The following is a 26,526-nucleotide window of genomic DNA, read 5'->3' as shown; positions in this document are numbered from 1 at the left end:
GATCGGGCCGGCCCGAATAGGGTAGGGCGCGCGCTGCGGTTTCGCGAGTGCGCGGGCCTGACCTGCGCCCCGGTTTCGCTCACCCACTCGCGCCGACGCGCCGCGTTTGCCATATACGGCGCCGCACGGAACAGCGCCTTCCGACGACGCGCCGCCCGGCCGTCGCGGTTGGGCGCGTCCGCCCCGCGATCGTCTGCCGCCTGGAGGCCGCATGAGCCCTCTCGCCCACCGCCGCTTCCTGAAGATGCACGGCGCCGGCAACGCCATCGTCGTGCTCGACCTGCGCGGCACCGGCCTGCGCGTGACGGCGGCGGAAGCCCAGGCGATCGGGGCCGATCCGCATTCCGGGTTCGATCAGCTCATGGTCGTGCACGATCCCGTGAGCCGGGGCACCGACGCCTTCATGCGCATCTACAACACCGATGGCTCGGAATCGGGCGCTTGCGGCAACGGCACCCGCTGCGTCGCCTACGCCCTGATGGACGATCCCGCCATGGCGCGCCCCTCCGAGGGCGGCCGGCTGACGCTGGAGACCAAGGCCGGGCTCGTCGCGGTCAGCCGCGTCGGCGAACTCGCCTTCACGGTCGATATGGGCCCGCCGCGCCTGCGCTGGGACGAGATTCCCCTGGCCGAGCCGTTCCCCGATACCCGCCGGATCGAGCTTCAGGTCGGACCGATCGACGAACCGGTGCTCCACTCGCCCGCCGCCGTCAGCATGGGCAATCCGCACGCCGTCTTCTTCGTCGATCGCGACCCCGACAGCTTCGATCTCGGCCGGATCGGGCCCTTGCTGGAGGCCCATCCGCTGTTTCCTGAGCGCGCCAACATCTCGATCGCCCAGGTGACCGGCCCGGACACGATCAAGCTCCGGGTCTGGGAGCGCGGCGCGGGGCTGACCCTGGCCTGCGGCACCGCCGCCTGCGCCACCGTGGTCGCGGCGTCGCGCCTGCGCATGATCGGGCGCGCGGCCCGCGTCGCCCTGTCCGGGGGCCTCCTGTCGATCGAATGGCGGGCCGACGACCACGTGCTGATGACGGGCCCGGTCTATCGCGAGGCGGAGGGCACGCTCGCCCCCGAACTCTTCGCGGGTCTGTCCGGATGAGCGTCGAGACGCTGACCTTCGGCTGCCGGCTCAACACCGTCGAGTCGGAGGTGCTGCGCGGACGCGCCGAGCCGGGCGCGACCGGCCGCGACCTCGTCGTCGTCAACACCTGCGCGGTGACGGCGGAGGCGGGGCGGCAGGCCCGCAAGGCGATCCGGCGCCTCGCCCGGACGCGGCCCGGCGTCGAAATCGTGGTGACGGGCTGCGGCGCCGAGGTCGAGCGTGCGGATTACGCGGCGATGCCGGAGGTTGCCCGCCTCGTCGGCAATGCGGTCAAGCTGCGCCCGGAGAGGTGGGGCGAGACCGCCGACATCATGGCGGCGCGCACCGCCGAGCCGACCCGGATCGACGCCATGGCCGGGCATTCCCGCGCCTTCGTCCCGGTGCAGAACGGCTGCGATCACCGCTGCACCTTCTGCGTCATCCCCTTCGGCCGCGGGAATTCCCGTTCGGTGCCGGTCGCCGATGCGGTGGAACAGGTGCGCCGCCTCGTCGCCCATGGCGGGCGCGAGGTGGTCCTGACCGGCGTCGACCTCACCGCCTACGGCCGCGACCTCGATCCCGACCTCACCCTCGGGCGTCTCGTCCGGACGATTCTGTCCGAGGTGCCCGACCTCGCGCGGCTGCGCCTCTCCTCGATCGACTCCGTCGAGGCGGATCGCGATCTGATCGCCGCGTTCGCCGAGGAGCCGCGGCTGATGCCGCATCTCCATCTCTCGCTCCAGGCCGGGGATGATCTCATCCTCAAGCGGATGAAGCGGAGGCACAGCCGGGCCGACGCGATCCGCGTCTGCGAGACCCTGCGGGCCTTGCGCCCCGGCCTCGTCTTCGGCGCCGATCTGATCGCCGGGTTCCCAACCGAGACCGAGGCGCAGTTCGACCGCTCCCTCGACCTCGTGGCGGAGTGCGGCCTCACGCATCTGCACGTCTTCCCCTACTCGCCCCGGCCCGGCACCCCGGCGGCGCGAATGCCGCCCGTGCCCGGGGCCACGATCCGCGAGCGGGCCGCCCGCCTGCGCGCGGCGGGGGCCGACGCATTGCGGCGCCACCTCGACGGCGAGATCGGGGCGCGCCGCCGCGTCCTGACCGAGCGCGGTGGCACGGCCCGCACCGAAGGCTTCGCGGGGGTACGGTTCGCGGGCGAGGTTCCGGCGGGCGAGATTCTCACCGTGACGATCACCGGCCACGACGGCCAATGGCTGCGGGCGTGAACGGCGCCTGCGCGGCGCTCACGCCGCCAGCCCGGCCACCCGCAACCCCTCGATCAGGCGCTCCCGGCCGGGCGAGGACTCGAAGGGCAGCAGCCACGCGGCGACCAGGCGCTCCGGCGCCTCGTCCCGAAGCGCGTCGGCCGCGGCACGCGCTTCCGCGCAGCGGCCGAGGCGGCCGAGGCTCGCCGCGAGGGCGCAGCGGCTGCCCACGCAGGACGGCGCGTCGTTGAGCGCCCGGCGCAGATGCGGCAGCGCCGCCAGGGGCTCGCCCGCCATGCAGAGGGCGAGCCCGAGCCCGGCTTCGAACCGGTAGCAGGCCCGGTCCAGGGGGCTCAGGCGCAGGGCCGCCCCGAAATGCCCGAGCGCCTCCATGGGCCGCCCGACATGGCACAGCACCCAGCCCCGGCGCTCGTGTCCGGCGGCGGCGTTCGGGTTGATCGCCAGCGCCCGGTCGAGGAACGAGAGGGCCCGGCCATGATCGCGGGTGAGCACGCTCAGCGCGTGGCCGACCGGGATCAGCACCGCCGGATCCTCCCCGTCCATGAGGGCGAGGGCGATCCGGGCATGCTCCATCCCCTGGGCGGCGTCCCCGGCCCGATCGCGGCTCCAGCCCTGGACGACGAGGTCGGCATAGGCCTGGGCGCGCAGGGCCTGCGGGATCGGATGGTCGGGGACGAGCCCGGCGATCGCCTCGAGCGAGCCGAGGAGCGCCCGAAGGCTTTCCTCGGTGCCGGCGACCGTCTGCGCGCAGGCCGCCAGAAACCCGGCATAGATGCCGCAATCACCCGGGTGTCGGGCCAGCTCGATCGCGTCCGCCTCAAAGGGCAGGTCCGGCGCGATGGTCGCGACCGTGCGGGCGACCAGCGCGCCCTGCAGGCGCGGCAGCGCGGCGTGCGGTCCGGCGAGACGCTCCCGCCACAGCAGGCGGCCGGAGGCGGCGTCGCAGAGCCCGGCGACGATCTCGATGCGGTCGTCCTGGCGGTGGACTTCTCCGTCCATGACATGCGCCACGCCGAGCCGGCGCCCGACCTCCTTCGGGCAGGGGCGATGCCCCCGATAGGTGAAGGCGGAGTTGCGCCCGCTCACGAAGAGCCCGCGGATCCGGGCGAGGGTCTCGGTCAGGGCGTCGGTCACGCCGTCGGCGAAGGCCTGGGTCTCGAACTCGCCGCCCGCATCGGCGAAGGGCAACACGGCGATCGACGGCGTTCCGAGAGGCGGGAAGGCGCGGTCGGCGCCGGGGAGCGTGAGGAGCGGGCGCGACGGCGCGAGGCAGTCCTGTCGCATGGGGGATTACCTGGATCGACTCGGGTGAGGCGACCCTGCTCCCCCCTCGTCCCGGTCGCGGTGCGTGTCGGCACCCTTGCCGGTCGAGACCATGGGCGCGCGATCCCGCAGGAATTGGCGCCAGAAACGCCGTCTACGACAGAGACTTGTCCGTCTCGGGGCCTGCCTCCGGCGCGAGCCCGCAGGCCAGGAGCCCGTCCCGCATGTGCGCGGGCGCAGGTGCCGTGACCGCGACGGGCTCCCGCTTCGGATAGAGCGGCAGGCTCAAGCCCCGGGCGTGGAGCTGCAACGCGGCGCCCCGGCGATCGGCGCTCCCGTAGATCGCATCTCCCCGGATCGGCCAGCCCATCGCGGCGCAGTGGACCCGCAATTGGTGGGTTCGGCCCGTCACCGGCTTCAACTCCAGCCACGTCTGGTTCTCCGCGCGGCCGAGCACGCGAAACAGCGTCAACGACGGGGCGCCGGCGGGATCGGTCTTCATCCACCAGCTGCGTGGATCGTCGGAACGGCGAGCGAGGGGCAGATCGATGCGGCCCTCCTCGGGCGGCGCCCCCTCGACCAGCGCCCAGTAGGTTTTCTCTGCCCGTCCGTCGGCGAACAGGCGGTTCAGCCGGGCCAGCGCCTTGGCGTGCCGGCCGAGGACGAGACAGCCCGAGGTGTCGCGATCGAGCCGGTGCGCCGCCTCCGGGCGCCGGGGCAGCCCGAACCGCAGGGCGTCGAGACGGTCGGTCAAGGTGGGCCCGCCCTTCGGGCCCGGATGCACCGGAAGACCCGCCGGCTTGTCGATGACGAGCATCAGGGCATCGCGGTAGAGGAGAGGAAGCCCTATCTGCGGGTCGGTGCTTGGGTTCGGTGCCTCGGGGCTCATCCCCTGGGGCTAGAGCGCCAAGCCTTCGGGAGCAAGGTTTTCGAGGATGAGCGACGACGACAAGCCCGGCTGGTTCGGGCGCCTGTTCGGGCGCAAGGGCGCGCCGGAGGCGAAGCCATCCGACGAGCCGGTCCGACCGGAGGCGACCTCGCCGGCCTCCGAGTCGGAGGGGGTGCCGGACTTCGCCACCGCCGCCGACGACGTCGCTCACGTGCCGCCGCCCGCCAGCGAGCCCGCGCCCGACGATCCGGACAAGAACCGCATCCCCGACGAGATCGAGGGCGCGGACCTTCAGCCCGAACCGCAGCCCCCGATCGAGGATGCGGCCTTCGCGCCGCCCGAGCCCGAGCCCGTTTCAGAGCCCGAGGCCGCATCGGAATCCTCGCCGGAGGCCGAGGCCTCGGCGCCCGCATCCGAAGCCTCGGAGAAGCGCGGCTGGTGGTCCCGCGTCGCGGGCGGTGGCGAGGGGTCTGCGGCCGAGGCGACAACGCCCGCCGAGGTCGACATCCAGCCTGTCGACAGTGCCGCCGCGCTCGCGAGCGACGCCGTAGCCGGTCCGAGCCCCGGCGAGGAGAAGCGGGGCTGGTGGTCGCGCCTCACCTCCGGCATGCGCCGCACCTCCTCGGCCCTGTCGGACCGGGTCACGGGTCTCTTCACCAAGCGCAAGCTCGACGCCACGACCCTGGAGGATCTCGAGGATGCGCTGATCCAGGCCGATTTTGGCGTCGAGACGGCGACGCGTATGGCGGAGGCGGTCGGCAAGGGGCGCTACGAGAAGGGTATCTCCCCGGACGAAGTCCGGACGATCCTCGCCACCGAGATCGAGCGCGCGCTCGCCCCCGTCGCCGTCCCGATCGCGATCGATCCGTCACGCAAGCCGTTCGTCATCCTCACGGTCGGGGTGAACGGCGCGGGCAAGACCACGACGATCGGCAAGCTCGCTCTCAAGTGCAAGGCGGAGGGGCGCAGCGTCATGCTGGCGGCGGGCGACACCTTCCGGGCCGCCGCGATCGAGCAACTCCGGGTCTGGGGCGAGCGCACCGGCGCGCCGGTCATCAGCCGCGCCCAGGGATCGGACGCGGCGGGCCTCGCCTTCGACGCGCTGAAGGAGGCGCGGGAGGCCGGGACCGACGTGCTCCTCATCGACACGGCGGGCCGCCTCCAGAACAAGGCCGGCCTCATGGCGGAGCTGGAGAAGATCGTGCGGGTGATCCGCAAGCTCGACGCGGACGCCCCCCATGCGACCCTTCTGGTGCTCGACGCCACGGTGGGCCAGAATGCCCTCAGCCAGGTCGAGCTGTTCGCGCAGGCCGCCCCGGTCTCGGGCCTCGTGATGACGAAGCTCGACGGCACCGCGCGGGGCGGCATCCTCGTGGCGCTTGCCGCGCGGTTCGGCCTGCCGGTGCACTTCATCGGCGTCGGCGAGGGCGTGGAGGACCTCGAACCCTTCGCCGCCCGGGATTTCGCCCGCGCCATCACCGGCCTGCCCAAGGATTCGAAGGAGGAGCGCCCATGAGCGCCGCCGACACCTCGCCCCGCCGGGACGGACCCGCCGTCCGGGTCGAGGGCGTGCCCCCAGGCCGTCACCTGCCGCCGCTGCTCAAGCTCGTGCTGGAGATGGGCCCGCTGGTCGTGTTCTTCCTCGGCAACGCCTATGCCGAACGCTTCGGCGTGCCGCCCGAGAGCAAGCTGTTCGTGGCGACCGGCATCTTCGTCGTCGCCACCGTGATCGCCCTTGGCGTCCACTTCGCCCTGCTGCGACGGTTGCCGATCATGCCGCTCGTGTCGGGCGTGGTCGTGGTGGTGTTCGGCGGCCTGACGCTGGCGCTCCAGGACAAGACCTTCATCATGATGAAACCGACCATCGTGAACACGCTGTTCGGCCTCGTGCTCCTCGGGGGTCTCGCCTTCGGCAAGTCGCTGCTCTCGGTCGTGCTCGACAGCATGTTCGCCCTGGATGCGGTCGGGTGGCGCAAGCTGACCTTCCGCTGGGGCCTGTTTTTCTTGGCGCTCGCCGTCCTCAACGAGATCGTCTGGCGCACGCAGACGGAGGATTTCTGGGTGAACTTCAAGGTGTTCGGCATCATGCCGCTCACGATCGGCTTCGCCCTCGCCCAGACGCCGCTGCTGCTGCGGCACGAGCGGAAGGAGGGGACCGACGCGGGATGAGCCAGCCCGCACCGACCGCCACGACACGCGACGCTCTTCCTTGCCATCGACCCTGCGGTTCGCTATAGGCGCTGCGTGCCGAGCGTTGCCACAGCGCGCCGCCATGCGGTGGGCATCTGAAGTCGAAGGCAGGCCGGATCCCGGTCCAGTCTGGCGCTTCAGGGACGGAGAGGTGGCAGAGCGGTTGAATGCACCGCACTCGAAATGCGGCATGCCTGCAAGGGCATCGGGGGTTCGAATCCCTCCCTCTCCGCCATTGAATTACTTAAGACACTAAGAGCATAGGGTTTTTCGGTCCTTCTTTGGCGACAGCCCACGGCACACCCCACATTTCGAATTGGGTTGCGTCGGACTTGTCAGGACTGGATTTTGGCGCTGTCGGGTTATGCACGCCAGGTAGGCCGTGTAGGGGGTGTACACCGTGCTGATGCCCAAAGCAGCGGGCGGCACCGTGGACCGCACATGACACCGACCGCTTCCGCTTGAGAGTCGCCCCCGTCGTCCACCCCGCGGCGGCATAGGCGGGGATTCGTCGGCAGCCGGCGCTAGGAACAACTCACCCGACGGTACGGCCGGCGCCTCAGAAACCTTGTCAAGCAAATCAACCGTCGGATTCTCGGCCTGCCGTTCCAGGCCGCCGAGATAGGCCCGGTCCACGCCTGCATCCGCTGCCAGCCGCTCCTGCGACAAGCCTTGCGCCACACGCACCCGGCGCAGGTTTCACCCGACCAGAGCCCGACCCTTCATGCCCGACATCAACGGTCTGGCCGGCGGCGGTGATCTCTCCGCCCTGGTGCTCAGCCACGGCCAGCGCGACCACACCGGGCTGAGCCACCTTGCCGGACCGGGCCTGCCTGTCGCACTCGGCGCGGCGATGCTGGCCATCCTTGAGGCTGCCGCGACCTTCGTCTCGGGCTGCCACGTCCCGACGAACACGGTCTTCCCGGAGCCGGACGAGCCGTGAAGCAGGATCGAGCGGCCGCGCTGTCCGAAGCGGATCAGCCTGGCCAGGCAGGCGAAGGCACTCTCCTGCCCGAACACCTCCGAGAAGACTTCCAGGCGGTACTTGTCGGCGAAGTTCTTGTCGGGCAGCCCCTCGCGCCGCCAGATCCGCTCAATCCGCCTGTCGTTGACCCAACCAGCCGGCCGCCTTCAGCATCCGTCGATCATCGGCGCGTCCTGAGAAACGCGTCGTGCCAGCGCCCGCGCCCGGGCGGCACGATGGCGTTCCATCCGTCCACATCGTTGCAAGCTTCCCAAGACGGCGGAGGATCATCGCGCGTGCTCTTCGCCTTCCGCGACTGCCGGGCCCTCGAACGCGGAATGGGAACCGAACACCGAAACATCTGGGCGGTTCACGCCCGAACCATCGCGCCGCTTGACATCGATCCCCGGGGCCGGCCCTGCTGACCGCTCCGATGCCGTGGGGCGACACGCGATCCGATGCAGACGGATTGCTGCAGAAACATTCGGCAAACCCTGACACGAGGACGGTCGGCAGACGTTCATGCAGCGCCAAATGTTATACAATAATGTTATTGTTATGCCGATTGAGAGCTTCCATCAGGGTGCGATGTTTCGTGGTGGCCCTCTGTGGCCCCGTTACGCGTGGCAATGGAAGGCCCGGCATGCGAGGGGCTGGCTCCCGATCCCGCGTGACGCGGCGCCGTCCTTCATCGCCGAGCCGACGATGACGATCCCGCAAGCCATCTGGTGTGGGCCGATTGCCTTCCATTTCGGACACGCGGTCGCCGATTTCGGTATGAGGATCGCCGAATCTGCCTATTCCGGCCTTCCATGTCCGCTGCTTTTCGCCATGGAGAGCCAACTCGACATCGATCCTCCAGAGTATTTTTGGCAGATCTTGCGGCATCTAAAAGTCGATACCGACAGAGTTTTGATCGTTCGGTCGCCGATCAAGGTCGAAAAATTGTACGTCTATCCGCAATCGGAAGTCAGAGGCGGCGCTGGGCCGAGCCGTCAGCATCTCGACCTGATGGATCGCATCACCGGGAGCACCGCAAATCAAACGACAAACACGATGGTCTACGTATCTCGATCCCGATTGCACGAAAATCACAATTTTCCCGTCGGGCAAATCGCGGCTGAGAGCTACATCGAAAACGCCCTCACGCAGGTCGGCTTCACGACCATTCATCCCGAAGAAATGCCGGTCGATCAACAGCTGGAAGCCTACAAAAACGCATCGACCCTGATTTTTTCCGAAGGATCCGCCCTTCATGGGCTGCAGCTCCTGGGGCGGCTCCATTCCAAGCTCGGTATTATCAGCCGTCGCAAGGGAAAATCGATGCCGACGACCTCTTTCCAGGGTCGCGTCCAGAAATTGACGCATATCAACGCGGTTCATGGCATGATTTATAGCCTACGATCAAACGGCCGCGCCGACAAAACGCGCGCCATCTCGGTGCTGGATCAAAAACATCTGATCGATTCTCTGATGAAATTCGGCGTCGATCTGACAGGCATATGGGACAGCAATACCTATTGCCGGACGCGCAACGACGATATCAAATCCTGGGCGTCCAGAATGAATGCCCTTGGGCAACATCCGCGTGCAGAACCCTTCATCAGGCGGAAAATCCGAACGGTGCTTGGGGAGGAGTCGGCCGCAGAAATCGGGATTTGATGAAAATGACGATCTGCTTGTCTATTCAATGAAAGGGCAAGCCGCAGATCTTTGAGTGATGGCTTGAAAATCCGGTGCTGATTTGACGGGCGCGCTCGTGGACTAATGAGTTTCTGTTGGCGATCTTGACAGAACTGCAATGGCCCAACGTTAATTCCGGCCGCATCCCGCGGGTTTGACCTTTAGGGTCGAGGGCTCTCTCGGTGGCAGATAAGGCCAAGCGAGCCAGGATTTGAAACGCAAGCTCGCCCGCGGTCCTTCCTCTCTCACGAGGCGGCTCCAAGAAAAAAGACTGCCATCCTGGATCGTGTCTGAAGGTCTCGATCTGTTGTCGCAACACGTCGTCAACCCGGGCCGCCATGACGATCTTGTTGAGGGTGATTCCCCCTTCCACGGCACGGAGCAAGATCTCACGGATTGTCGGCGCGGCGGAGGAACCGACGACGACCCGTCGTCGCTCGGCACGGATCCCAATGATGTCCAACATGAACGTAACGACCGTCGTCGATCTTGCTCTGACGGATGATCCGCTGGACGTCGCCGCAGGCGGTAACTTCCTCGGGTTTGCGCCGCTTCGTTCCCATCTGTCCGTCCTCCATAGGCTCGAAAGCCATACCTCAGGGCGGACCACTCCTATGGGGGACGATCAGCGGCGATCGACGGACCGTTGAAGGCCAGGACGCGGGCCTTGGCTCGCGGGCCTTGGCTCGAGCCCGGCCACGGGCATCCGTCTCACCGAAACGGATGCCCGTGGGCCGCTCACACGATGAAGAAGTCGGCCGCCGTGAGTGTGGCCTTGTTGTCGAGAACCGCAACCTTCACCTTCACCTCGCTCCCCGAGCCATCCGCGTCGTAGAACAACTCGCCGGTCGATTGTTTGTAGAGCAGACGGTCATCCCCGTCGGCCGTGCCGGTCGTGATGTTCTTGAAGGCACCAGCCGCCAGTTGGCCCGGCGCCAGCGCCGTGAAGATGCTCTTCGACAGTTGCAGCGTATCCTCGGAGGCAAAGTCGGTGATACGATCGACGTTTTCCGTGTAGAGACCGTTGGCGAAGACGAAGATGTCGGCCCCGCCGCGGCCGGTCAGCACGTCGTTGCCCCAGCCGCCGTTGAGCGTATTGGCGCCGTTGTTGCCGAGCAAGGCCTGGGAGAGGCTGTTCCCGGTCAGATCGATCGCCCGGTCGCCGGCCGACGAGAGGATCCGCAGCTCCTCGATCTCCTGGCCCGCCGTGAGGATGTAGCTCACCCCCGTCGCGACCGCGTCGCGGCCCTCACCGGTCGCCTCGGTGACCGTATCGCCAAGATTATCGACGAGGTAGGTGTCGTTCCCGGCCCCGCCGATCATCGTGTCGGCGCCCGCGCCGCCGTCGATCCGGTTGCCGCCGTCGTTGCCCTTGAGGGTCTGGGCGAACGCGTTGCCGGTCAGATCGATGGCCCGATCGCCGGCCGATAGGAGGATGCGGAGTTCCTCGATCTCCTGGCCGGCCGCGAGGGTGTAGCTCACGCCCACGGCGACCGCGTCCCGGCCGCCGCCCACGGATTCGAACACCCGGTCGCCGGCATTGTCGACGATGTAGGTGTCGTTGCCAGCCCGACCGTACAGGTTATCGATACCGCCCTTGCCATCGAGAACGTTGTTGCCGTCATTGCCCACGATCTTGTTGGCGAGTTCGTTGCCGGTGAGGTTGATGGCCCCCGTCCCCGTATCGAGGATGGTCCGCAGGGTCTCGATGGATCGACCCGTGCCGAGCACGTAGCTCACGGCGGCCAACACCGTATCGTTGCCGTCGCCCGCGGCCTCGACGGTGACGTCGCCGCTGTTGTCGACGATGTACACGTCGTTGCCTTCGAGCCCCTCCAGCCGGTCGGCCCCGCCGCGCCCATCGAGACGATCACCCCCGAGCGTTCCGACCAGCGTGTCGGCGAAGCCCGATCCGGCGACCCGCTCGATCCCAACGAGGACATCCCCCGCCGCATCGCCGCCGCTGACGACGCCTGTGGTGAGATTGACCGACACGCCAGCGGACGAGCCGCCGTAATCCACGAAATCGAAACCGGCGCCGCCGTCGAGGGTATCACCCCCGGCCCCACCGATCAGGGTATCGTCGCCGTCATAGCCGTAGAGAAGATCGATGCCGCCGCCGCCGCTGAGGATGTTGGCGACAAGATTGCCGTAGAGCTTGTCGTCGTAGGCGGAGCCGAGGATGTTCTCGAAGTCCACCAGGGCATCGCCCTCCGCGGTTCCACCGATGCCGGCGACCTTGCCGGCGCTGATGTCCACGGTGACGCCGGCATCGGAGTCGCTGTAATAGGCCCAATCGACGCCGTCGCCGGCGGTCATGTAATCGGCCCCGGCCCCACCCGTGATGATGTCGTCTCCGTCGCCGCCGGCGATCTGATCCGCTCCAGCGGCACCCGCCAAGGTGTCGTCTCCGGCGAGGCCGCTGATCGTGTTGGCGGAGGCGTCGCCGACGAGATTGTCGTCAAAGTTCGAGCCTTCGACATTCTCGATGCTGACGAGGGTGTCGCCGTTTGCGTCACCGTAGAGCACCTTGCCGAGGGACAGGTCGACGTAGACGCCGGCGGACGAGGCCGCGTAGCTCGCCGTGTCGATGCCGTCGCCGCCATCGATCCGATCCGAGCCGGCGCCTCCCTCCAGCGTGTCATTGCCTCCGTTGCCGGTGAGGCTGTCGTTTCCACCGCGCCCCAGGAAGTCGTCGCCGGCTGCCGCGCCCACGAAGGTGTCGTCGAAGTTGCTACCGGTGAAGCGCTCGATCGAAGAGAAGAGGTCTCCGGCCGCATCGCCGGCATGGGCTCCGTTGACGAGATTCACGGTGACGCCGGCCGTGCCGTCGAAGGCCGCGATGTCGAACCCATCGCCTCCGAAGACGATGTCGGCACCGGCGCCCCCCACCAGGGTGTCGTTGCCGCCTTCGCCATAGAGGATGTCGTTCGCGCTGAGGCCCCGAAGCTTGTCGTCGCCGCCCCCGGCATACAGGCTCGAGGCCGTTGTGCCGCCGCTGAGGTTGTCGTCGAAGGCCGACCCGTAGACGCCCTCGATGCCGACGATCGTGTCACCGGTGGCGTAGCCGCCCAGAACCTTGCCGAGCGCGAGGTCCACCGTGACGCCGGCCGTCGAGTCGCTGTAATTGGCGTAGTCGAAGCCGGCTCCGCCATTGAGGTAATCTTTGCCCGAACCGGACCGGAGCGTGTCGCTGCCGTCCTCGCCGTAGAGGTTGTTGTCGCCGGATCCTCCCTCGAGATAGTCGCCGCCCAATCCGCCGAAGAGCGTATCGTTTCCGTCCTCGCCGTAGAGGCTGTCGCCGTCGTTTCCGCCGTAGAGCGTGTCGAGGCCGAACCCGCCGCGCAGGACGTCGAAGCCGTTCCCCCCATCCAGGATGTCGTTGCCGAAACCGCCGTAGAGGGAATCGCTGCCGTCGAAGCCGAAGATCGAGTCGTTCCCGCCATTTCCCGTGAGGGCGTTGGCGACGGCATTGCCGTACATCGTATCGTTGCCGGACCCGCCGATCGCAGCTTCGATCGTCGTGTTCCGGGCAATCGCGACGTTGTCGGTCATGCTGCCGATGTCGGAGAAGGTGCCCGGCCCGAGATCGATCAGCTGGTTCGTGCCGAAGCCCGACACGTCGAGCGTGTCGTATCCGCCGGCATCGTAGATCGCGATGACTGGGTCGGTGTTCTGGTTGAAATCGAAGGCGCCACGCCCCGCATTGGAATTGAACCCGTAGGTCGTGTTGCCCACCCGCGTGTTCGGATCGGCGCCGTATTTGGCCTGAATCGCCGAGATGTCGTCGAGCAGCGGCGACGCGCTGTAGGTCCGGTCGAAAAACCCGTCACGATTGTCGTCGCGCCGGCCGAAATGGTCGACGCCGGACCCGTCTTCGTCCGCATCGAAATAGGACATGACCGTATATTTTCGCGTGTCCTGCGCGTATTCGGCGTTTCCGTTGTACGTAATAGCACCCCCGGATCCGGCGTTGTACTTTCCGGGATGTGACAGGCCGAGCGTGTGGCCGATCTCGTGAATGTAGGTCTCGACTCCGTAGCCGCCATAGAACATGTCGGCATCGGTATCGTGGCTGTCCCAGCCCGAATTCATCCACACGCGTTGTTTAGTGATGACGTCGGTCCCGTTCGTGCCCTGGATCAGGGTCGGCGATGCATAGGTCCCACCATTCCGGGTCACCGAGGTGTAGGCGAAGCTGATGTCGTGGTTGGTCGCGGAGGTGGTCTCGACAAGGTCGATCGCGATCAAATCGTCCCACATCTCGAAGGCTTCGCGGGCCCGGGCGACCATCAGATTGGTCATCACCCGGAAGCCGGTCGCCTCGTTGTTGCCGCTGCTCGGCGGCGCGGTCGAGGGGATCGCGTAGGTCAGCTGCGTCGATGACCAGGTTCGGCGATCATCATCTCCGATCCACGACGTGGTGAGCTGATCGATGACCGTGGCGAGCGTCCCGACCGGCGGAGCGTCGACCTCGTCGCCCGCGAGCGATCCACTCCCGGCCGACGATTCGGAGATCCAATGTCTGGAGACGTAGCTCGGATTGTCGCTGCACAGGATGCACATCGCCCGATCTCCCATGAGTCGCCTCCCGCGCGAGCCGAGTCTGTACTTCGCAGAGGAGGAGACGATTGCGCCGACGGCTGGAAGGCAGTGCCCTCGAATCGGTTTGGGCCGTTCGTCCGAGAGCTAGCATGCGACAATAATCGACGCTACCAAAATGAGCCCAAACATTCCGAACGCTTCAGTCCTCCGGAGTTCAGGCCGAAAATTGGTATCCTGGTTTGGTACCAATTTCAAAATACTCGTTCTGTTCTCGTGGGACGCCACCGATCCTGAGACGCGCCCTATGGCCAAGTCTTTAAATTTGGATTTCCGGATGGCCTCGATCGCAGGTCGAAATCCATCGTGAGGAGCGACCAGCGGTGCAAGACACACGGTTCAACCAAAACGCGATGCTTGACCCACCGAACCGGCAGCAGGCCGGACATTCGCGCCGGGCGCGTGGGCGACGCTGGCTTGCGCGGGTTTCGCCTCTCCGGCCCGCGCCTTGGGACCCGGCTCCGATACCCCCTTCCGGGCTCGACCGAGGGGACGGGCCGGCGGGCGCCACGCGAATTGGGTCAGGCCCGCAGATGCAGCCGGTAGGCGTAGGCGTCGCCGCGAAACAGGCCTTCGACATACTCGATCAGGCGCGCATCGCCCCCGTAGGAACGGCGCTTGATCAGCAGGCAGGGGAGCGGTTCGGAGAAGCCGAAAATCTCGCATTCCTGCGGTTCGGGGGAGGCCGCCTCGATGGTCTGCTCGCAATCGACGAGGGGGGCGCCACACTCGATGAGACGGGCATAGACCGACCCCGTCAGGTCCGCCTCGGCCAGGCCGGGCGCGACACTGAGATCGTACCACGCCTTCTCGACCGACAGGGGGATCCCATCGCCCATCCGCACCCGGACGAGCCGCAGGAACCGGGCGGTCGAGGAAAGGCCGAAGATCGAGGCGATGGAGCGGTCTTCCCCGATCGTCCGTTCGAGGATGCGGGAGGAGGGGACGCGGCCGAGCTCCTGCATCTCCTGCGTGAAGCCCTTGAGACGCTCCATGCCGGGCTTGATGCGGCGAAACCCATCCTGAACAATATAGCCGTTGCGGCCATGCGCGCTCACCATGCGCTGCTGGCGCAGGGCGTCGTAGCATTGCTGAACGGTCTTCCGGCTGATGCCGAGATCGAGCGCCAGCTTGCGCTCGGCCGGCAGGGTGGCCCCGGGGGGAAGAAAACCGTCCGCGATCATCGTTCGGAACTGGTGCTCCAGTTGCCGATACATCGGGAGAGCCGTGTCGTCCTGAATGCGGAGCTTTGCGAAAACGCTTGGTGATCTGGTCAATGCGGCGGCATCGTATGGGGGCGTGCGGTCGGCGCGGCACGCTCCATTCCTACATGATCTCGCGACGGACCCGCCATATGGGAAGCGCCTTTGTGCTCGGCAGTTTCGTCGCGGCCGGCACCTTCCGGGTGGATCGGCTGCCCCGTCCGGGCGAATCGCTCCGGGCCTCCGCCGTCGCCTGGGAACCGGGCGGCAAGGGATTCAACGTCGCCGCCGGTCTGCGCCGGCTCGGGCTGGCGGTGGACGGCCTGATCCCGGTCGGGACGGACCATCTCGCCGCGCTGGCCGAGCCCGCTCTGCAGCGGATGGGCCTGCCGGTCTCCATGATCCACTCCCATCCGGGCTCCACCGGCATCGGCGTCGGCTTCGTCGGCGCCGACGGTGAGAACTGCCTCGCGGTCCATCCAGGTGCGAACCTTCTCTTGTCGCGGGAGGCCGTGCGCGCGTCGGCGGCCCGGATCCGCTCCTGCGGGATGGTGCTCGCCCAGTTCGAGATCGGCGACGACCCCATCGCCGAAGCCTTCGCGATCGCGCGCGGGGCCGGCATTCCGACCCTCCTCAACCCCTCGCCGTTCCGGGTTCCGTTGCCCGAGATCCTGGCCGCGACCACGATCCTCGTCGTGAACGAGACCGAAGCCGAGGCTCTGCTCGGCCACCTCGCCGAGGGGCGGAAAGCCGCCGGCGGCGTGCGAATGTCGGCGCAGGATCTGGCGCGGGCGCTGCACGCCCGCGGCGTCGAGGCGCTGGTGATCACCTTCGGCGCGGCCGGGGCGCGGATCCTCCTCGGCGGTTCGACGATCTGGGATCAACGCCCCTACCCGGTGACCGCGATCGACACGATGGGCGCTGGCGACGCCTTCATTGCCGGTCTGGCGGCGGGCCTCCTGGCGGGCCGGCCCTGGGCGGCGAGCGGCCGGATGGCGGCGGCCTGCGGGGCCCTGATGGTGACGCGTCACGGTGTCCTCGACGGTCTGCCCGATCCCCGGGAGCTGGCCGCGTTCCTCCGCCTGCACGCGTCCGAGGCGCCCGCGCCATGACCGGAGTCCCGTGACGAAACCCCGAATGACCCGGCCGCAGGCCCGCGTCGCAGTCCGCGCGCGCAAGACGAGGAGCGCATTCTTGGCCCTAACCATCCGAGCCCTGGACCCTTCCTACGCGACCCTGGGGGTCGCGCTTCACTTCCTCGCGCGCCGCCCGCCGTTCTCCGGCTTCCGGTTCGGCGACCTGACCCAGACGGTGGACGACCAGATCCGTCGCCGCCACGCCCTCTTCGCCTTCGACGACAGGCGGGTCGTCGGCTATCTCGGATGGCACCTCTACGATCACGCGGAGGCCCGTGACTTCGCCCAGACGGGGCGGCCGCCGCCTCTCGAGCGACCGGACGGCGCCGACGTCGCATGGGTGATGACGGCGGCCGCGGCGGCGCCGCAGACGCTCATCGCGCTGGTGGAGGCCGGCAAGGCTCAGAATGTCGGCCGAAGGGCCATGGGCGTGCGCTATCGGAAGAACGGCAAGCGCGTGATCTTCGACCAAGTGATCGCGCCACGCCGCACCAAGGCCCCCGCGCCGGAGCCGACGGAACGCCCCTGAAGGCCGCCAGCGCGGAGCGAGAGGCGCGGTCGGGGGCACCCGGTTCGGGACCCTCGACGGCGATCTCCGCGCGGGCCGCGCCCCCGGTGCCCGAACTCGGCCCGCCACGCCCTCAGACGACGAAGAGGTCGGTGTGATCGATCGTCGGGCGACTGGTCAGGATGGCAAACTGCACCGCCGCCCCCGTGCCACTGCCATCCGCGTCGTAGGACAGCGCGCCCGTCGCCTTGTCGTAGAGCACGCGATCATTCGCATCGATCGCACCGGCGCCGATCACCTTGAACGCCTCGGCGCTCAAGGTCCCGGCGGACAGGCCCGAGAACGCGCTCCTGGACAGGTGGAGCGTGTCCGCGGCGTGCGAGAAGTCGGTGATCTGGTCGATGTTCCCCCCGCCGAGTGCGGCCGAGAACACGAAGGTGTCCGCGCCCGTCCCACCCGTAAGCGTGTCGGCCCCGGCATTGCCGACGATCTGGTTGGCGAACGCGTTGCCGGTGAGCGTCAGGCCCGTCGCTCCGGCATGGGCGCGGAGAAACTCGATCTCCTGGCCTGCCCCGAGGGCGAAGCTCACCGCGGCATAGACCGTATCGGAGCCGGCCCCCGTCGCCTCGATCGCCCGATCGCCCGCGTTGTCGACGTAATAGACGTCATCCCCGGTTCCGCCCACCATCCGGTCGGCGCCGGTGCCGCCATCGAGCCGGTCGGCGCCCGCCATGCCGTTGAGCGTGTCGGCTCCGGCATTTCCGACGATGCGGTTGGCCAGTTCATTGCCGGTGAGCGTCAGGCCCGCGGCCCCGGCATTGGCCCGGAGGAACTCGATCGCCTGGCCCGCGCCGAGGGTGAAGCCGACCGCGGCATAGACCGTGTCGGAGCCGGCGCCCGTCGCCTCGTTCGCGCGATCGCCCGCGTTGTCGACGTAGAAAACGTCGTCCCCGGTCCCACCGACCATCAGGTCGGCGCCGGCGCCGCCGTCCAGCCGGTCCGCCCCGTCCATGCCCTTGAGCGTGTCGGCCCCGGCATTGCCGACGATGCGGTTGGCGAACGCGTTGCCGGTGAGCGTCAGGCCCGTGGCCCCAGCATTGGCCCGAAGATATTCGATCTCCTGGCCGGTTCTGAGCGTGAGGCTCACCGAGGCGTAGATCGTGTCGGTGCCGCCCCCCGTCGCCTCGATCACCCGATCGTTCACGTTGTCGACGCGGTACTCGTCGTTCCCGGTCCCGCCCTCCATCCGGTCGGCGCCGGTGCCCCCGTCCAGCCAATCCGCGCCCGCCATGCCGTTGAGCGTGTCGGCCCCGGCATTGCCCACGATGCGGTTGGCGAATTCGTTGCCGGTGAGCGTCAGGCCCGTGGCTCCGGCATTGGCGCGGAGGAACTCGATTTCCTGGCCTGCCCCGAGGGTGAAGCCGACTGCGGCATAGACCGTGTCGGAGCCGGCTCCCCTTGCCTCGATCGCGCGATCGCCCGCGTGGTCGACGTAGAAGACGTCGTCCCCGGCCCCACCTTCCATGCGGTCGGCGCCCGTGCCGCCGTCCAGCCGGTCCGCCCCGTCCATGCCGTTGAGCGCGTCGGCCCCGGCATTGCCCAGGATCCGGTTGGCGCGTTCGTTGCCGGTGAGCGTCAGGCCCGTCGCTCCGGCATGGGCACGGAGAACCTCGATCGCCTGGCCCGCACCGAGGGTGAAGCCCACCGCGGCCGAGACCGTGTCGGTGCCGCCCTCCGCTGCCTCGATGACGCGATCGCCCGCATTGTCGACGGTGTAGCTGTCGTCCCCGGTTCCGCCGTCCATCAGGTCGGCGCCGGCGCCGCCGTCCAGCCGGTCGTTCCCGCTGCCGCCCGAGAGCTGATCGGCCTCTGCGCCGCCATCGAGCAGATCGTTGCCGTCGCCCCCTTGCAGCGTGTCGATGCCGGCCTCGCCGTAGAGCCGGTCGTCCCCCGATCCGCCGATCAGGCGGTCGGCCTCGGTGCCGCCGTAGAGCCGATCGTCGCCGCCGGCCCCGTTCAGGGCATCGTTGCCGCCGCCGCCGGAGAAGGCGTCATCGCCGACGCCGCCCACCAGCGTGTTGGCGCTCGCGTCTCCGGTGACGAACTCGGGCGTGCGGTTGCCGACTTGAACCGTGAGGGCCTTGGTGAAGCGCAGGCCGGTATCGTCCGTGACCGTGACCTTGATCGTGTGGGTGGCGGCCTGCTCGTAGTCGAGGAGAAGCCCCTGAACCACCGTGATCTGACCGGAGGCGGCGTTGATGGCGAAGCGCCCGGCGGCATTGTCGGTGAGGCTGTAGGTCATCGACAGCCCGCCCGCATCCACGCCGCGCACGGTTCCCACCACGACGCCGTTGGCCGCGTTCTCGACCGCGCCGAGCCCCGTCCCGACCACCACGACATCCGTGGGCGCGACCCGGGGGGGCTTGGTATCGACGACCAAGCCGGTGCTGGCGCCGGGCAGCGCACCGACGCCGGTGGCCTTGAACAGGCCCGGCGCGGCGGACTGGTTCAGCAGCGTGTACACGTTGCCGTTACTGCTCGCCGCGACCAGATCGAGCCGGCCGTCGCCGTTCACGTCCGCTGCCGAGATCGAGACCAACTCCGTGTTGCCGGCGAGGTAGCGCGTGGGCGAGCCGAAGACGCCGGCGCCGTTGCCGAGCAGCACGCTGATCCGTTGTCCATCGGCGACGGCGAGGTCCAGACGGCCGTCGCCGTTGAGGTCGGCGGTCGTGACGGCCGTGGGGGCGACGCCGGCGGCGTAGTTCACTGCGGTGTTGAACCCACCGAAGCCGTTGCCCAGCAGAACCGAGACGTTTCCGCCCAGCACGTTGGCGACGACGAGATCCGGCGTGCCGTCCCCGTTCAGGTCGGCCACGGCGAGATCCTCCGGCGCATTCCCGGCGGCGTAGGTGATCGCCGGGCCGAAGCCGCTGCTCCCATCCGCGAGCCGGACCGACACGCCACCGGGGCTGATCACGCCATCGCCGGAATAGTCTTCATCCAATTCGCCGCCGAAGCTGGCGATGAGGTCGAGACGACCATCGCCATTCAGATCCGCCGCGGCGACGCCGGTCGTGCGGAAACCCGCGGCGTAGTCCCCGCCCGCGCTGAACCCGCCCTTGCCGTCCCCGAGCAGCAGGCTGACGGAGCTGGTGTAGCCCACGAGGAGGTCGGCATTGCCGTCTCCGTTCATGTCGGCCACCGTCACCGCCCGCGGCACGGAGAACGCGCCGTTGATCGGAAGAGTCGTGGCGGCGGCAAAGCCGCCCGCGCCGGTCCCGAGCAGCAAGGACAGGGTGCCGGAATAGGCGTTGGCGACGATCAGGTCGGCCCGGCCATCCCGATTCAGGTCCGCCACGGTAACGCCGTAGGGCACGAGGCCGATGCCGTAGGTCGTGGCCGGGCCGAAGCTGCCCGCGCCGGTGCCGAGCAGGACCGCCACTTGGTTCGTGCCCGCCAGGGTCACGATGGCGTCGGGCCGGCCGTCGCCGTTCACATCCGCCACCGTCGCTCCCATCGGCGGCGCCCCGTTGCCGTCGGGGGTGAAGCCGCCGGCGCCGTCCCCGGTCAGGAGGAACACGGAGGTGCCGCTGGCGACGAGGAGGTCGGGCCGGCCGTCGCCGTTCGAGTCCGAGACCGTGACGGAGCGGGGCGCCGAGGCCGTGCCGTTGACCGCCACGGTGATGGCGGGAGCGAAGCGCCCGTTGGGGATCAAGGCATCCCCGAGGCCGAGGAGGACGGACACCGACCCGCTGCCGGCATTCGCCACGAGGAGGTCGCCGATACCGTCCCCGTTGACGTCGGCCCGGGTGACGGAACCGGGATCGAGCCCGACGGCGTAGTCGGTCGTCGGGAAGAACCGGTTGTTGTCCGGGTCGAACAGCCGGACGGAGACCGTTCCGGCACCGGGATTGACCTTCACCTCATCGGGAATGCCGTCTTGGTCCAGGTTGACGGCCAGCGTCGGGACCGACGGGCCCCAGCCGGTGGTGCCGACCGGCACACCGGCGGCCGTCCCGAAGGCCAGGCGTCCCGGCACCGCGATGCTGGCGCCGCTGAGGGTGAGGGCGGTCACGGCGAGGCTGGAGGTGTTCTGCCCGGCCTGCACCGTGTGGCGGAAAACGAGGCTGGTCGCGGTGGAGGCGCTGGCATCGTAAGTGGCGGTGCCACCGTCGTTCAGCGTCAAGATGGGCGTGCCGGACACGCTGACCGCGGCGCCGAGGGTGGCCGTGAAGGTCACCGTGTCTCCGGCCTTGAGCGGTCCTGCGACGGAGGGGGTTGCCGCGATGGCGAGGACCGACTGGGCCGGCGCCGACACGGCCAGCGTTCCGGCCGGGTTCGAAACGGCCCCGCCGAGATCGGCCGCCTGGCCACCTCGATCCGTCACGGTCGCGCCGTTCAGGGCGATGCCGGTGACGGCGAGGTCGGAGGTCGCCTGGCCGGCGGCCACGGTCGTGGTGAAGACGAGGGTGTTCGTGCCGGAGCCCGCGACATAGGTCGCGGTACCGCCGGTGCTGAGGGTCAGGGTCGGCACCCCGCGGGAGACCGCGACGGGCTTGTCCAGCACCACTTCGAGCGTGATCACGGCCCCGGCCCCGAGGGGGCCGGAGGCCGGGCTCGCCTCCACGGCGAGAACGGTCGGCGCCGTGGTGACGATCGACAGATCGGGAAAGCTCGTCGGCGCCCCGGACAGGTCGGCGGCGTTGCCCGCCGCATCGCGGATGGCCGCGCCGGTCGGCAGGGTCACGCCGGTAACGGCGAGCGCCGCGGTGCTCTGGCCTGCGGCGACGGTGGTGCGGAACTGCAGGCTCGTGGTGCCGGAGCCGGAGACGTAGGTCGCGACCGCGCCGTTGTTGAGCGTCAGCACCGGGGTGCCGGTGACGAGGAGGGGCTCGGTGCCGGTCAGGGTGAGCGTGATGACCTGGCCGATGTCGTAGACGCCCCGGGCGGGGCTCGAGGCGCCGCCGAGAAAGACGGGCGCGGTGGTATCGACGACGAGGCCCGTCGCGTGGCCGGGGGCCGTCGCGGCGCCGCCCGGATCGAAGACGTTGGGTGGGATCGTCTCGTTCAGCAGGACGACGGCGCTCGCGGAGGTCCGGTTCATGATGATGAGGTCCGGCCGCCCGTCGGCGTTCACGTCGCCGGCCGTGACACTTTCCAGCACCTGGTAGTTCCCGGTGCCGGTGTCGAAGGCGACCGGGGCGGCGAAGCCGCCGTTTCCGTCACCGAGGAACACCTGCAGGCTGCCGTCGCCCAAGTTGATGAAATCGGGATGGTTCATGTCGACGGTGCCGCTGCTCGCGACGATCAGGTCGATCGTGCCGTCGCCGTTCACGTCCGCCGCCGCGAGGCCGGTCGGAGCCGGGCCGGTCGTGAGGCGGGGGGCGGCCGTGAAACCGCCGCTGCCATCCGCCAGCGCGACGTGCAGCGTTTTCCCGTAGTCCAGGGCCGCCACGTCGAGCTTGCCGTCCCCGTTCAGGTCCGCGACCACCGATCGAACCACGTAATCGGAGCTGGCTGTGACAACGGTGGTGGGGGCGCCCAGACCGCCCTGGCCATCACCCCGCATGATGAAGGCTTCCCCGACCCCACCTTGACGGGGCGTGCGCGTGCCGACGACATCGAGGTCGCCGTCGCCGTCCATGTCGACCGGGGTGAGCGAAGAGGCGTACCCGGCCATGGCGAACGGCCTCGCTGCGGCGAACCCGCCGCTTCCGTCGCCGTCCATGATGAAGACGGCGCCGTTCGTCGCCGCCACGATGTCCACCGCGCCGTCCCGGTTCATGTCGGCGAGCGTCAGGGCGTCGGCACTGCGCCCGTAATCTTGGTCGCCGAAGCGTGCCTCGATCAGGGTGGGGGTGCGGAGATTGCCGGTGCCGTCGCCGAGCGACACGTTGATCTTGCCGGTATTGGAGCCTGGCGTGACGACGTCCAGGATGCCGTCGCCGTTCAGGTCGGCCACGACGGCGGGCCCGGACGCGATGAAGAATTGGCCGTCGTCGCCGTCGCGGACGAATCCCGGCTGGTAGAGGATCGGCGGATAGAAGCCGCCATCGCCGTCGCCCAGCAAGATGGACAGCGCGCCGTAGTTCTGGACTACGATATCGGCGATGCCGTCCCGGTCCATGTCGGCGATGGTCGTGTTGGTCCCGTAATTGTAGCCGGAATCGATGGGGGTGGACGCGGGCGGCGAGAAGGTGAGCGGCCCGTCCGGCACGGTGACGGTGCTGCCGTTGAGCGCGAGCGTCTCGACCGTGAGGTTCGCGGCGTTCTGTCCGACGGCGACGGTGTGGTGGAAGACCAGCTTGGTCGCGGTCGAGGCGGCGGCGTCGTAGGTCGCGGTGCCGCCGTCGCTCAGCGTGAGCGTCGGCGCGCCCGTTCCGGTCGTCAGGGTGACGGCACGGTCCAGCGTGAGGCTGAAGGTGACGGCGTCGCCGATGCTGAGCGGCCCGGTCTCGGCCGTCGTCGCCGCGACCGCCGAGACGGTGACGGCGGCGGCGTCGATCTCCAGCGTGCCGTCGGGGTTGCCGACCGCGCCCGCGAGATTCGCGGTGCGACCAGCCGCGTCGGCGATGCCGGCGCCGTTCAGGTTCAGCCCGGTGACGGCGAGGTCCGGCACCGTCTGGCCGGGGGCGACCACGCTGGTGAAGACCAGCGTGTCCGTGCCGGAACCGGACACGTACCGCGCGACCGAGCCGTCGCTCAGCGTGAGCGTCGGCGGGCCGCCGGAGACGATGACGTCCTTGCTCATCACCACGTGCAGCGTGACCACGGCGCCGACGCCGAGGATCGCGTTCCCCGGCAGTGCGACGAGGTCTTCCACGACCGGGGCGGCGGTGTTTACGCTGATGGTGTCGAAGGTCTCGGCCGCGGAGGCGAGATAGGCGTCGGTTCCGGTGCCTGCGCCGCGGATCGAGGCGCCGGCCGGCACGGTCAGCCCGGTGACCGCCAGGGTGGCGGCGTTCTGCCCAGCGGCGATCGTGGTGGTGAAGGTGAGCGTCGCACCCGCGCTGCCGACGAAGGTCGCGGTCCCGCCGTCGTTGAGTTGCAGCACCGGGCTGCCCTGCACCGTCACCGCTTCGCTCAGGGTGAGCGTGAAGGTGAGGATCTGGCCGACGTCGAAGGTGCCCTTGCCGGGGTTTGCCGCCACGGCGACGACGACCGGTGCGGTGGTGTCGATGGTCAGGCCCGTGAAGGCGGCCGCCGCGCCGGTCAGCGTGGCATTGTTGCCGGCCGCATCCTGGATGGTGCTTCCGCCGGACAGGGTGACGCCGGTGACGGCGAGGCCGGGCGTGTCCTGCCCGGCGCCGATGGTGTAGCGGAACTGAAGCGTCGGGGTGCCGGAGCCGGAGACGTAGGTGGCGGTGCCGCCGTTGTTCAGCGTCAGAATCGGCGTGCCGGAGACGGTCAGGGGCTCGCTGCCGGTCAGCGTCAGGGTCACCACCTGGCCGGTGCCGTAGCGCCCGACTTCGGGGGTGGCGTGGTCGGTGACGAGGCCGGGGCCGGCCGTGTCCACGGCGACGCCGGGGATGCTTCCGGGCGCCTGATCCAGCGTGACGGAGTTCCCGCTTTCGTTGACGATGCGGGCGCCGCCCGACAACGCCACGCCGGTGACCGCGAGGGTGGCCGCGTTCTGCCCGGCGGCGACGGTGGTGCGGAACACCAGGGTGTTGGTGCTCGACCCGCTGACATAGGTCGCGGTCCCGCCGGTGTTCAGCGCGAGTTCCGGCACGCCGTTGACGAACACCTCTTCGCTGAAGCGGAGGGACAGGTCGATCGTCCGGCCGACGCCGAAGGTGCCGGCGGTGGCGGAGCGACCGACGACGGTGGCGACCTCTCCGTCGATGACGAAGCCGGTGATCGTCCCGCCATTGAGCACGATGCTGGGCAGCCACAGATCCTCGGTGAGGAGGGAGTTGTTCCTCAGGATCGAGACGGTGTCGCTGCCGGCATTGGTGACGGCAACGTCGGGCAGGCCGTCGCGGTTGAAGTCGGCGACGACGAGGGCGGAGGGGCGGTCGCCGGTGGCCAGGGAGTACGGCGTGGCGAAGTTGCCGTCGCCCTTGCCCACGAGGACGGACACGCCCTCGTCGCTGGCGACCACGAGATCGAGCGTGCCGTCGCCGTCCATGTCGGCGGCGGCGACCGCGCCCGGATTGTTCGGGCCGGTGGAGACGATGGCGGGGGCAAAGCCCCCGTTTCCATCCCCGCGCAGCACCGTGATCGTGTCGTCGCCGCTGTTCGTGATGACGAGGTCGATCGCGTCGTCGTTGTTGAGGTCCGCGGCGACCACATCGGTCGGTAACGGGCCGACGCGGTAGTTGTTGCCGTTGGCGAATCCGCCCTGGCCATCGTTCAGCAGCACCGAGACGCTTTTGCTGGTCTGGTTGACGACGAAGATGTCAACGTCGCCGTCCCCGTCGATATCGGCCACGGCGGACGCGACCGGCGAGGACCCGACCTCGTAGGGCTTGGGCGCGCCGAAGTCGAAGCGGCCGCCGCCGATGATCACCGACGCCTTCTTGTTGCCCGCGGCGATCACGAGGTCGAGGTTGCCGTCCCCGTTCACGTCCGCGGCCGTGACCGAGACGGGCCCGGCGCTCGCGGGGGCTGCGCCCAGGGTCTTGAAGAAGCCGGTGCCCTCGCCTTGGAGGACGGTCACCGTATCGGAGAGGAGATTGGTGGCGACGATGTCGAGCTTGCCGTCCTTGTTGAAGTCTCCGACGGCAACGGAGCTGGGGCGCAGACCAGCGGCAAAATCTGTGGCGTCGGTGAAGCTGAAATTGCCGGTCACCGAGGCGAGCTTCGGGCGCACGCCCAGCAGCACGGAGACGGAGTTGCTGCCGTAATTGGCGGTGACGAGATCGAGGTTGCCGTCTCCGTTGACGTCGGCCGCGGCGATGTCTCTCGGCTGGTCCCCGGTGCTGTACTGGGCCGGGTTCTCGAGGAAGAGGGTGCCGGGCGACGTGATCGAGCCGCCGTTGGTGGTCAGGCCGATCACCGTGAGATCCGACGAGGAATCGCCCTGGGCCACCGTGTAGCGGAACACCAGGGAGGTCGGGGTGGAGAGCGCCGCGACATAGAAGGCGATCCCCCCGTCGGAGGTGATCAGCGTCGGGATGCCGGACACGACGACGGGCCGGTTGAGTGCGGCGGTGAAGGTCACCGACTGGCCGACCTTGAGCGTGCCCGGCGCCGAGGCGAAGGAGCTGAGCGACGTAACCCGGACCGTCATGGCGTGACCTGCATTTGCGGCGAGCAGAAGAATAGAAGGCCAGCCAGCGTGTTCATTTATTTCATAGATGAATCGATTTCGTATTGCAATAGGATCAAACGCTATTTCTTATTGCTCGAATGATGAAATGATTAATGGAACCACGTGGTTGCCGATGAAGAATGCTTACAAGTCGGAATGAAGACGCAATAGTTCCGCTCGGGCTTGCCGCAGTGACGAATCCGCGGGGGTGGAGTCTGATCTCGACCGAGTCCGAGCTCTTTCTCCGGGTTAGGTCGGCCGGCCGGGCGCGGCAAGATCCCGATCCCCGTTCCGGCGCGTTTCAGCCGATGATGAGACGCTGCGCCAAAACATTTGCTCGGAGACGCGCCGTCCGGCTCACTACTGGGCGTTGATGGCTCCGCAGGCCGCGCCTCCGAGGCGGTCCGTGCGCCGCCGTTTCCCTTCGTCTGCCCGATGGCGCAGGCGCGCCGCGTCCACCGCCCCGGTGGGACTCCCCACCGCGTCCGACCCGTCCGCGCAATGGGGGGGCTTCGCCGGC

15 protein-coding genes and 1 tRNA gene are annotated in these 26,526 nt (G+C 68.7%); 9 read left to right on the top strand and 7 right to left on the bottom strand.

Features of this window, described 5'->3' with window-relative positions:
* Positions 1 to 211 precede the first annotated feature (211 nt).
* Positions 212 to 1,102 carry a diaminopimelate epimerase gene (dapF, locus tag LW587_RS03645; protein WP_232628238.1) on the top strand — a complete coding sequence of 297 codons (891 nt, stop codon included), beginning with the start codon at positions 212 to 214 and terminating at the stop codon, positions 1,100 to 1,102.
* On the top strand, positions 1,099 to 2,313 hold the full coding sequence (mtaB, locus tag LW587_RS03640; RefSeq protein ID WP_232628237.1) for a tRNA (N(6)-L-threonylcarbamoyladenosine(37)-C(2))-methylthiotransferase MtaB: 1,215 nt from the start codon (positions 1,099 to 1,101) through the stop codon (positions 2,311 to 2,313). Before dapF ends, mtaB begins: the two co-directional genes overlap by 4 nt.
* 18 nt (positions 2,314 to 2,331) lie before the next feature.
* Here the strand turns inward: mtaB and LW587_RS03635 are convergent, their stop codons facing one another.
* Together LW587_RS03635 and LW587_RS03630 are read right to left on the bottom strand one after the other, a co-directional pair.
* Positions 2,332 to 3,597 carry a tetratricopeptide repeat protein gene (locus LW587_RS03635; protein WP_232628236.1) on the bottom strand — a complete coding sequence of 422 codons (1,266 nt, stop codon included), beginning with the start codon at positions 3,595 to 3,597 and terminating at the stop codon, positions 2,332 to 2,334.
* Positions 3,598 to 3,730: 133 nt separating this feature from the next.
* Positions 3,731 to 4,465: an RluA family pseudouridine synthase gene (locus tag LW587_RS03630; protein WP_232628235.1), complete on the bottom strand. Its 735-nt coding sequence runs from the start codon at positions 4,463 to 4,465 to the stop codon at positions 3,731 to 3,733.
* A gap of 46 nt (positions 4,466 to 4,511) precedes the next feature.
* On the opposite strand from LW587_RS03630, the gene ftsY reads away from it, so the two are divergent.
* The 3 genes from ftsY to LW587_RS03615 all read left to right on the top strand — a co-directional run bounded on the left by ftsY (position 4,512) and on the right by LW587_RS03615 (position 6,890).
* Positions 4,512 to 5,981, top strand: coding sequence for a signal recognition particle-docking protein FtsY (gene ftsY / locus LW587_RS03625; RefSeq protein ID WP_232628234.1), 1,470 nt, complete (start codon positions 4,512 to 4,514; stop codon positions 5,979 to 5,981).
* Positions 5,978 to 6,634, top strand: coding sequence for a septation protein A (locus LW587_RS03620; protein ID WP_232628233.1), 657 nt, complete (start codon positions 5,978 to 5,980; stop codon positions 6,632 to 6,634). The genes ftsY and LW587_RS03620 overlap by 4 nt, the downstream gene beginning before the upstream one ends.
* Positions 6,635 to 6,800: 166 nt before the next feature.
* Positions 6,801 to 6,890 (top strand) — tRNA-Ser (locus LW587_RS03615).
* A gap of 17 nt (positions 6,891 to 6,907) precedes the next feature.
* Here the strand turns inward: LW587_RS03615 and LW587_RS03610 are convergent.
* Entirely contained in the window at positions 6,908 to 7,291 is a 384-nt protein-coding gene (locus tag LW587_RS03610; RefSeq protein ID WP_232628232.1) for a hypothetical protein, read from the bottom strand.
* 88 nt (positions 7,292 to 7,379) lie between these two features.
* Between LW587_RS03610 and LW587_RS03605 the strand changes: the two genes are divergently transcribed.
* Complete coding sequence (locus LW587_RS03605) at positions 7,380 to 7,598, top strand: hypothetical protein (protein ID WP_232628231.1); 219 nt, start codon at positions 7,380 to 7,382, stop codon at positions 7,596 to 7,598.
* 543 nt (positions 7,599 to 8,141) lie between these two features.
* Positions 8,142 to 9,281 carry a glycosyltransferase 61 family protein gene (locus LW587_RS03600; protein ID WP_232628230.1) on the top strand — a complete coding sequence of 380 codons (1,140 nt, stop codon included), beginning with the start codon at positions 8,142 to 8,144 and terminating at the stop codon, positions 9,279 to 9,281.
* A gap of 25 nt (positions 9,282 to 9,306) precedes the next feature.
* Here the strand turns inward: LW587_RS03600 and LW587_RS03595 are convergent, their stop codons facing one another.
* The 3 genes from LW587_RS03595 to LW587_RS03585 form a co-directional block, all read right to left on the bottom strand.
* On the bottom strand, positions 9,307 to 9,768 hold the full coding sequence (locus LW587_RS03595) for a hypothetical protein (protein WP_232628229.1): 462 nt from the start codon (positions 9,766 to 9,768) through the stop codon (positions 9,307 to 9,309).
* 272 nt (positions 9,769 to 10,040) lie between these two features.
* Positions 10,041 to 13,868, bottom strand: a complete 3,828-nt coding sequence (locus tag LW587_RS03590; protein ID WP_232628228.1) for a M10 family metallopeptidase C-terminal domain-containing protein — start codon at positions 13,866 to 13,868, stop codon at positions 10,041 to 10,043.
* Positions 13,869 to 14,425: 557 nt separating this feature from the next.
* Positions 14,426 to 15,121, bottom strand: coding sequence for a GntR family transcriptional regulator (locus LW587_RS03585; RefSeq protein WP_232628227.1), 696 nt, complete (start codon positions 15,119 to 15,121; stop codon positions 14,426 to 14,428).
* A 137-nt stretch (positions 15,122 to 15,258) separates the two neighbouring features.
* On the opposite strand from LW587_RS03585, the gene LW587_RS03580 reads away from it, so the two are divergent.
* Complete coding sequence (locus LW587_RS03580) at positions 15,259 to 16,218, top strand: ribokinase (RefSeq protein ID WP_232628226.1); 960 nt, start codon at positions 15,259 to 15,261, stop codon at positions 16,216 to 16,218.
* 82 nt (positions 16,219 to 16,300) lie between these two features.
* On the top strand, positions 16,301 to 16,771 hold the full coding sequence (locus LW587_RS03575) for a hypothetical protein (RefSeq protein WP_232628225.1): 471 nt from the start codon (positions 16,301 to 16,303) through the stop codon (positions 16,769 to 16,771).
* Positions 16,772 to 16,883: 112 nt separating this feature from the next.
* Here the strand turns inward: LW587_RS03575 and LW587_RS03570 are convergent, their stop codons facing one another.
* Positions 16,884 to 25,985, bottom strand: coding sequence for an FG-GAP-like repeat-containing protein (locus LW587_RS03570; RefSeq protein ID WP_232628224.1), 9,102 nt, complete (start codon positions 25,983 to 25,985; stop codon positions 16,884 to 16,886).
* Positions 25,986 to 26,526 lie beyond the last annotated feature (541 nt).

Source organism: Methylobacterium sp. Leaf118 (assembly GCF_920984675.1).
Lineage (GTDB): Bacteria > Pseudomonadota > Alphaproteobacteria > Rhizobiales > Beijerinckiaceae > Methylobacterium.
The sequence above is the reverse complement of the archived record's forward strand: the minus strand, read 5'-3'. Positions and strand labels throughout refer to the sequence as shown.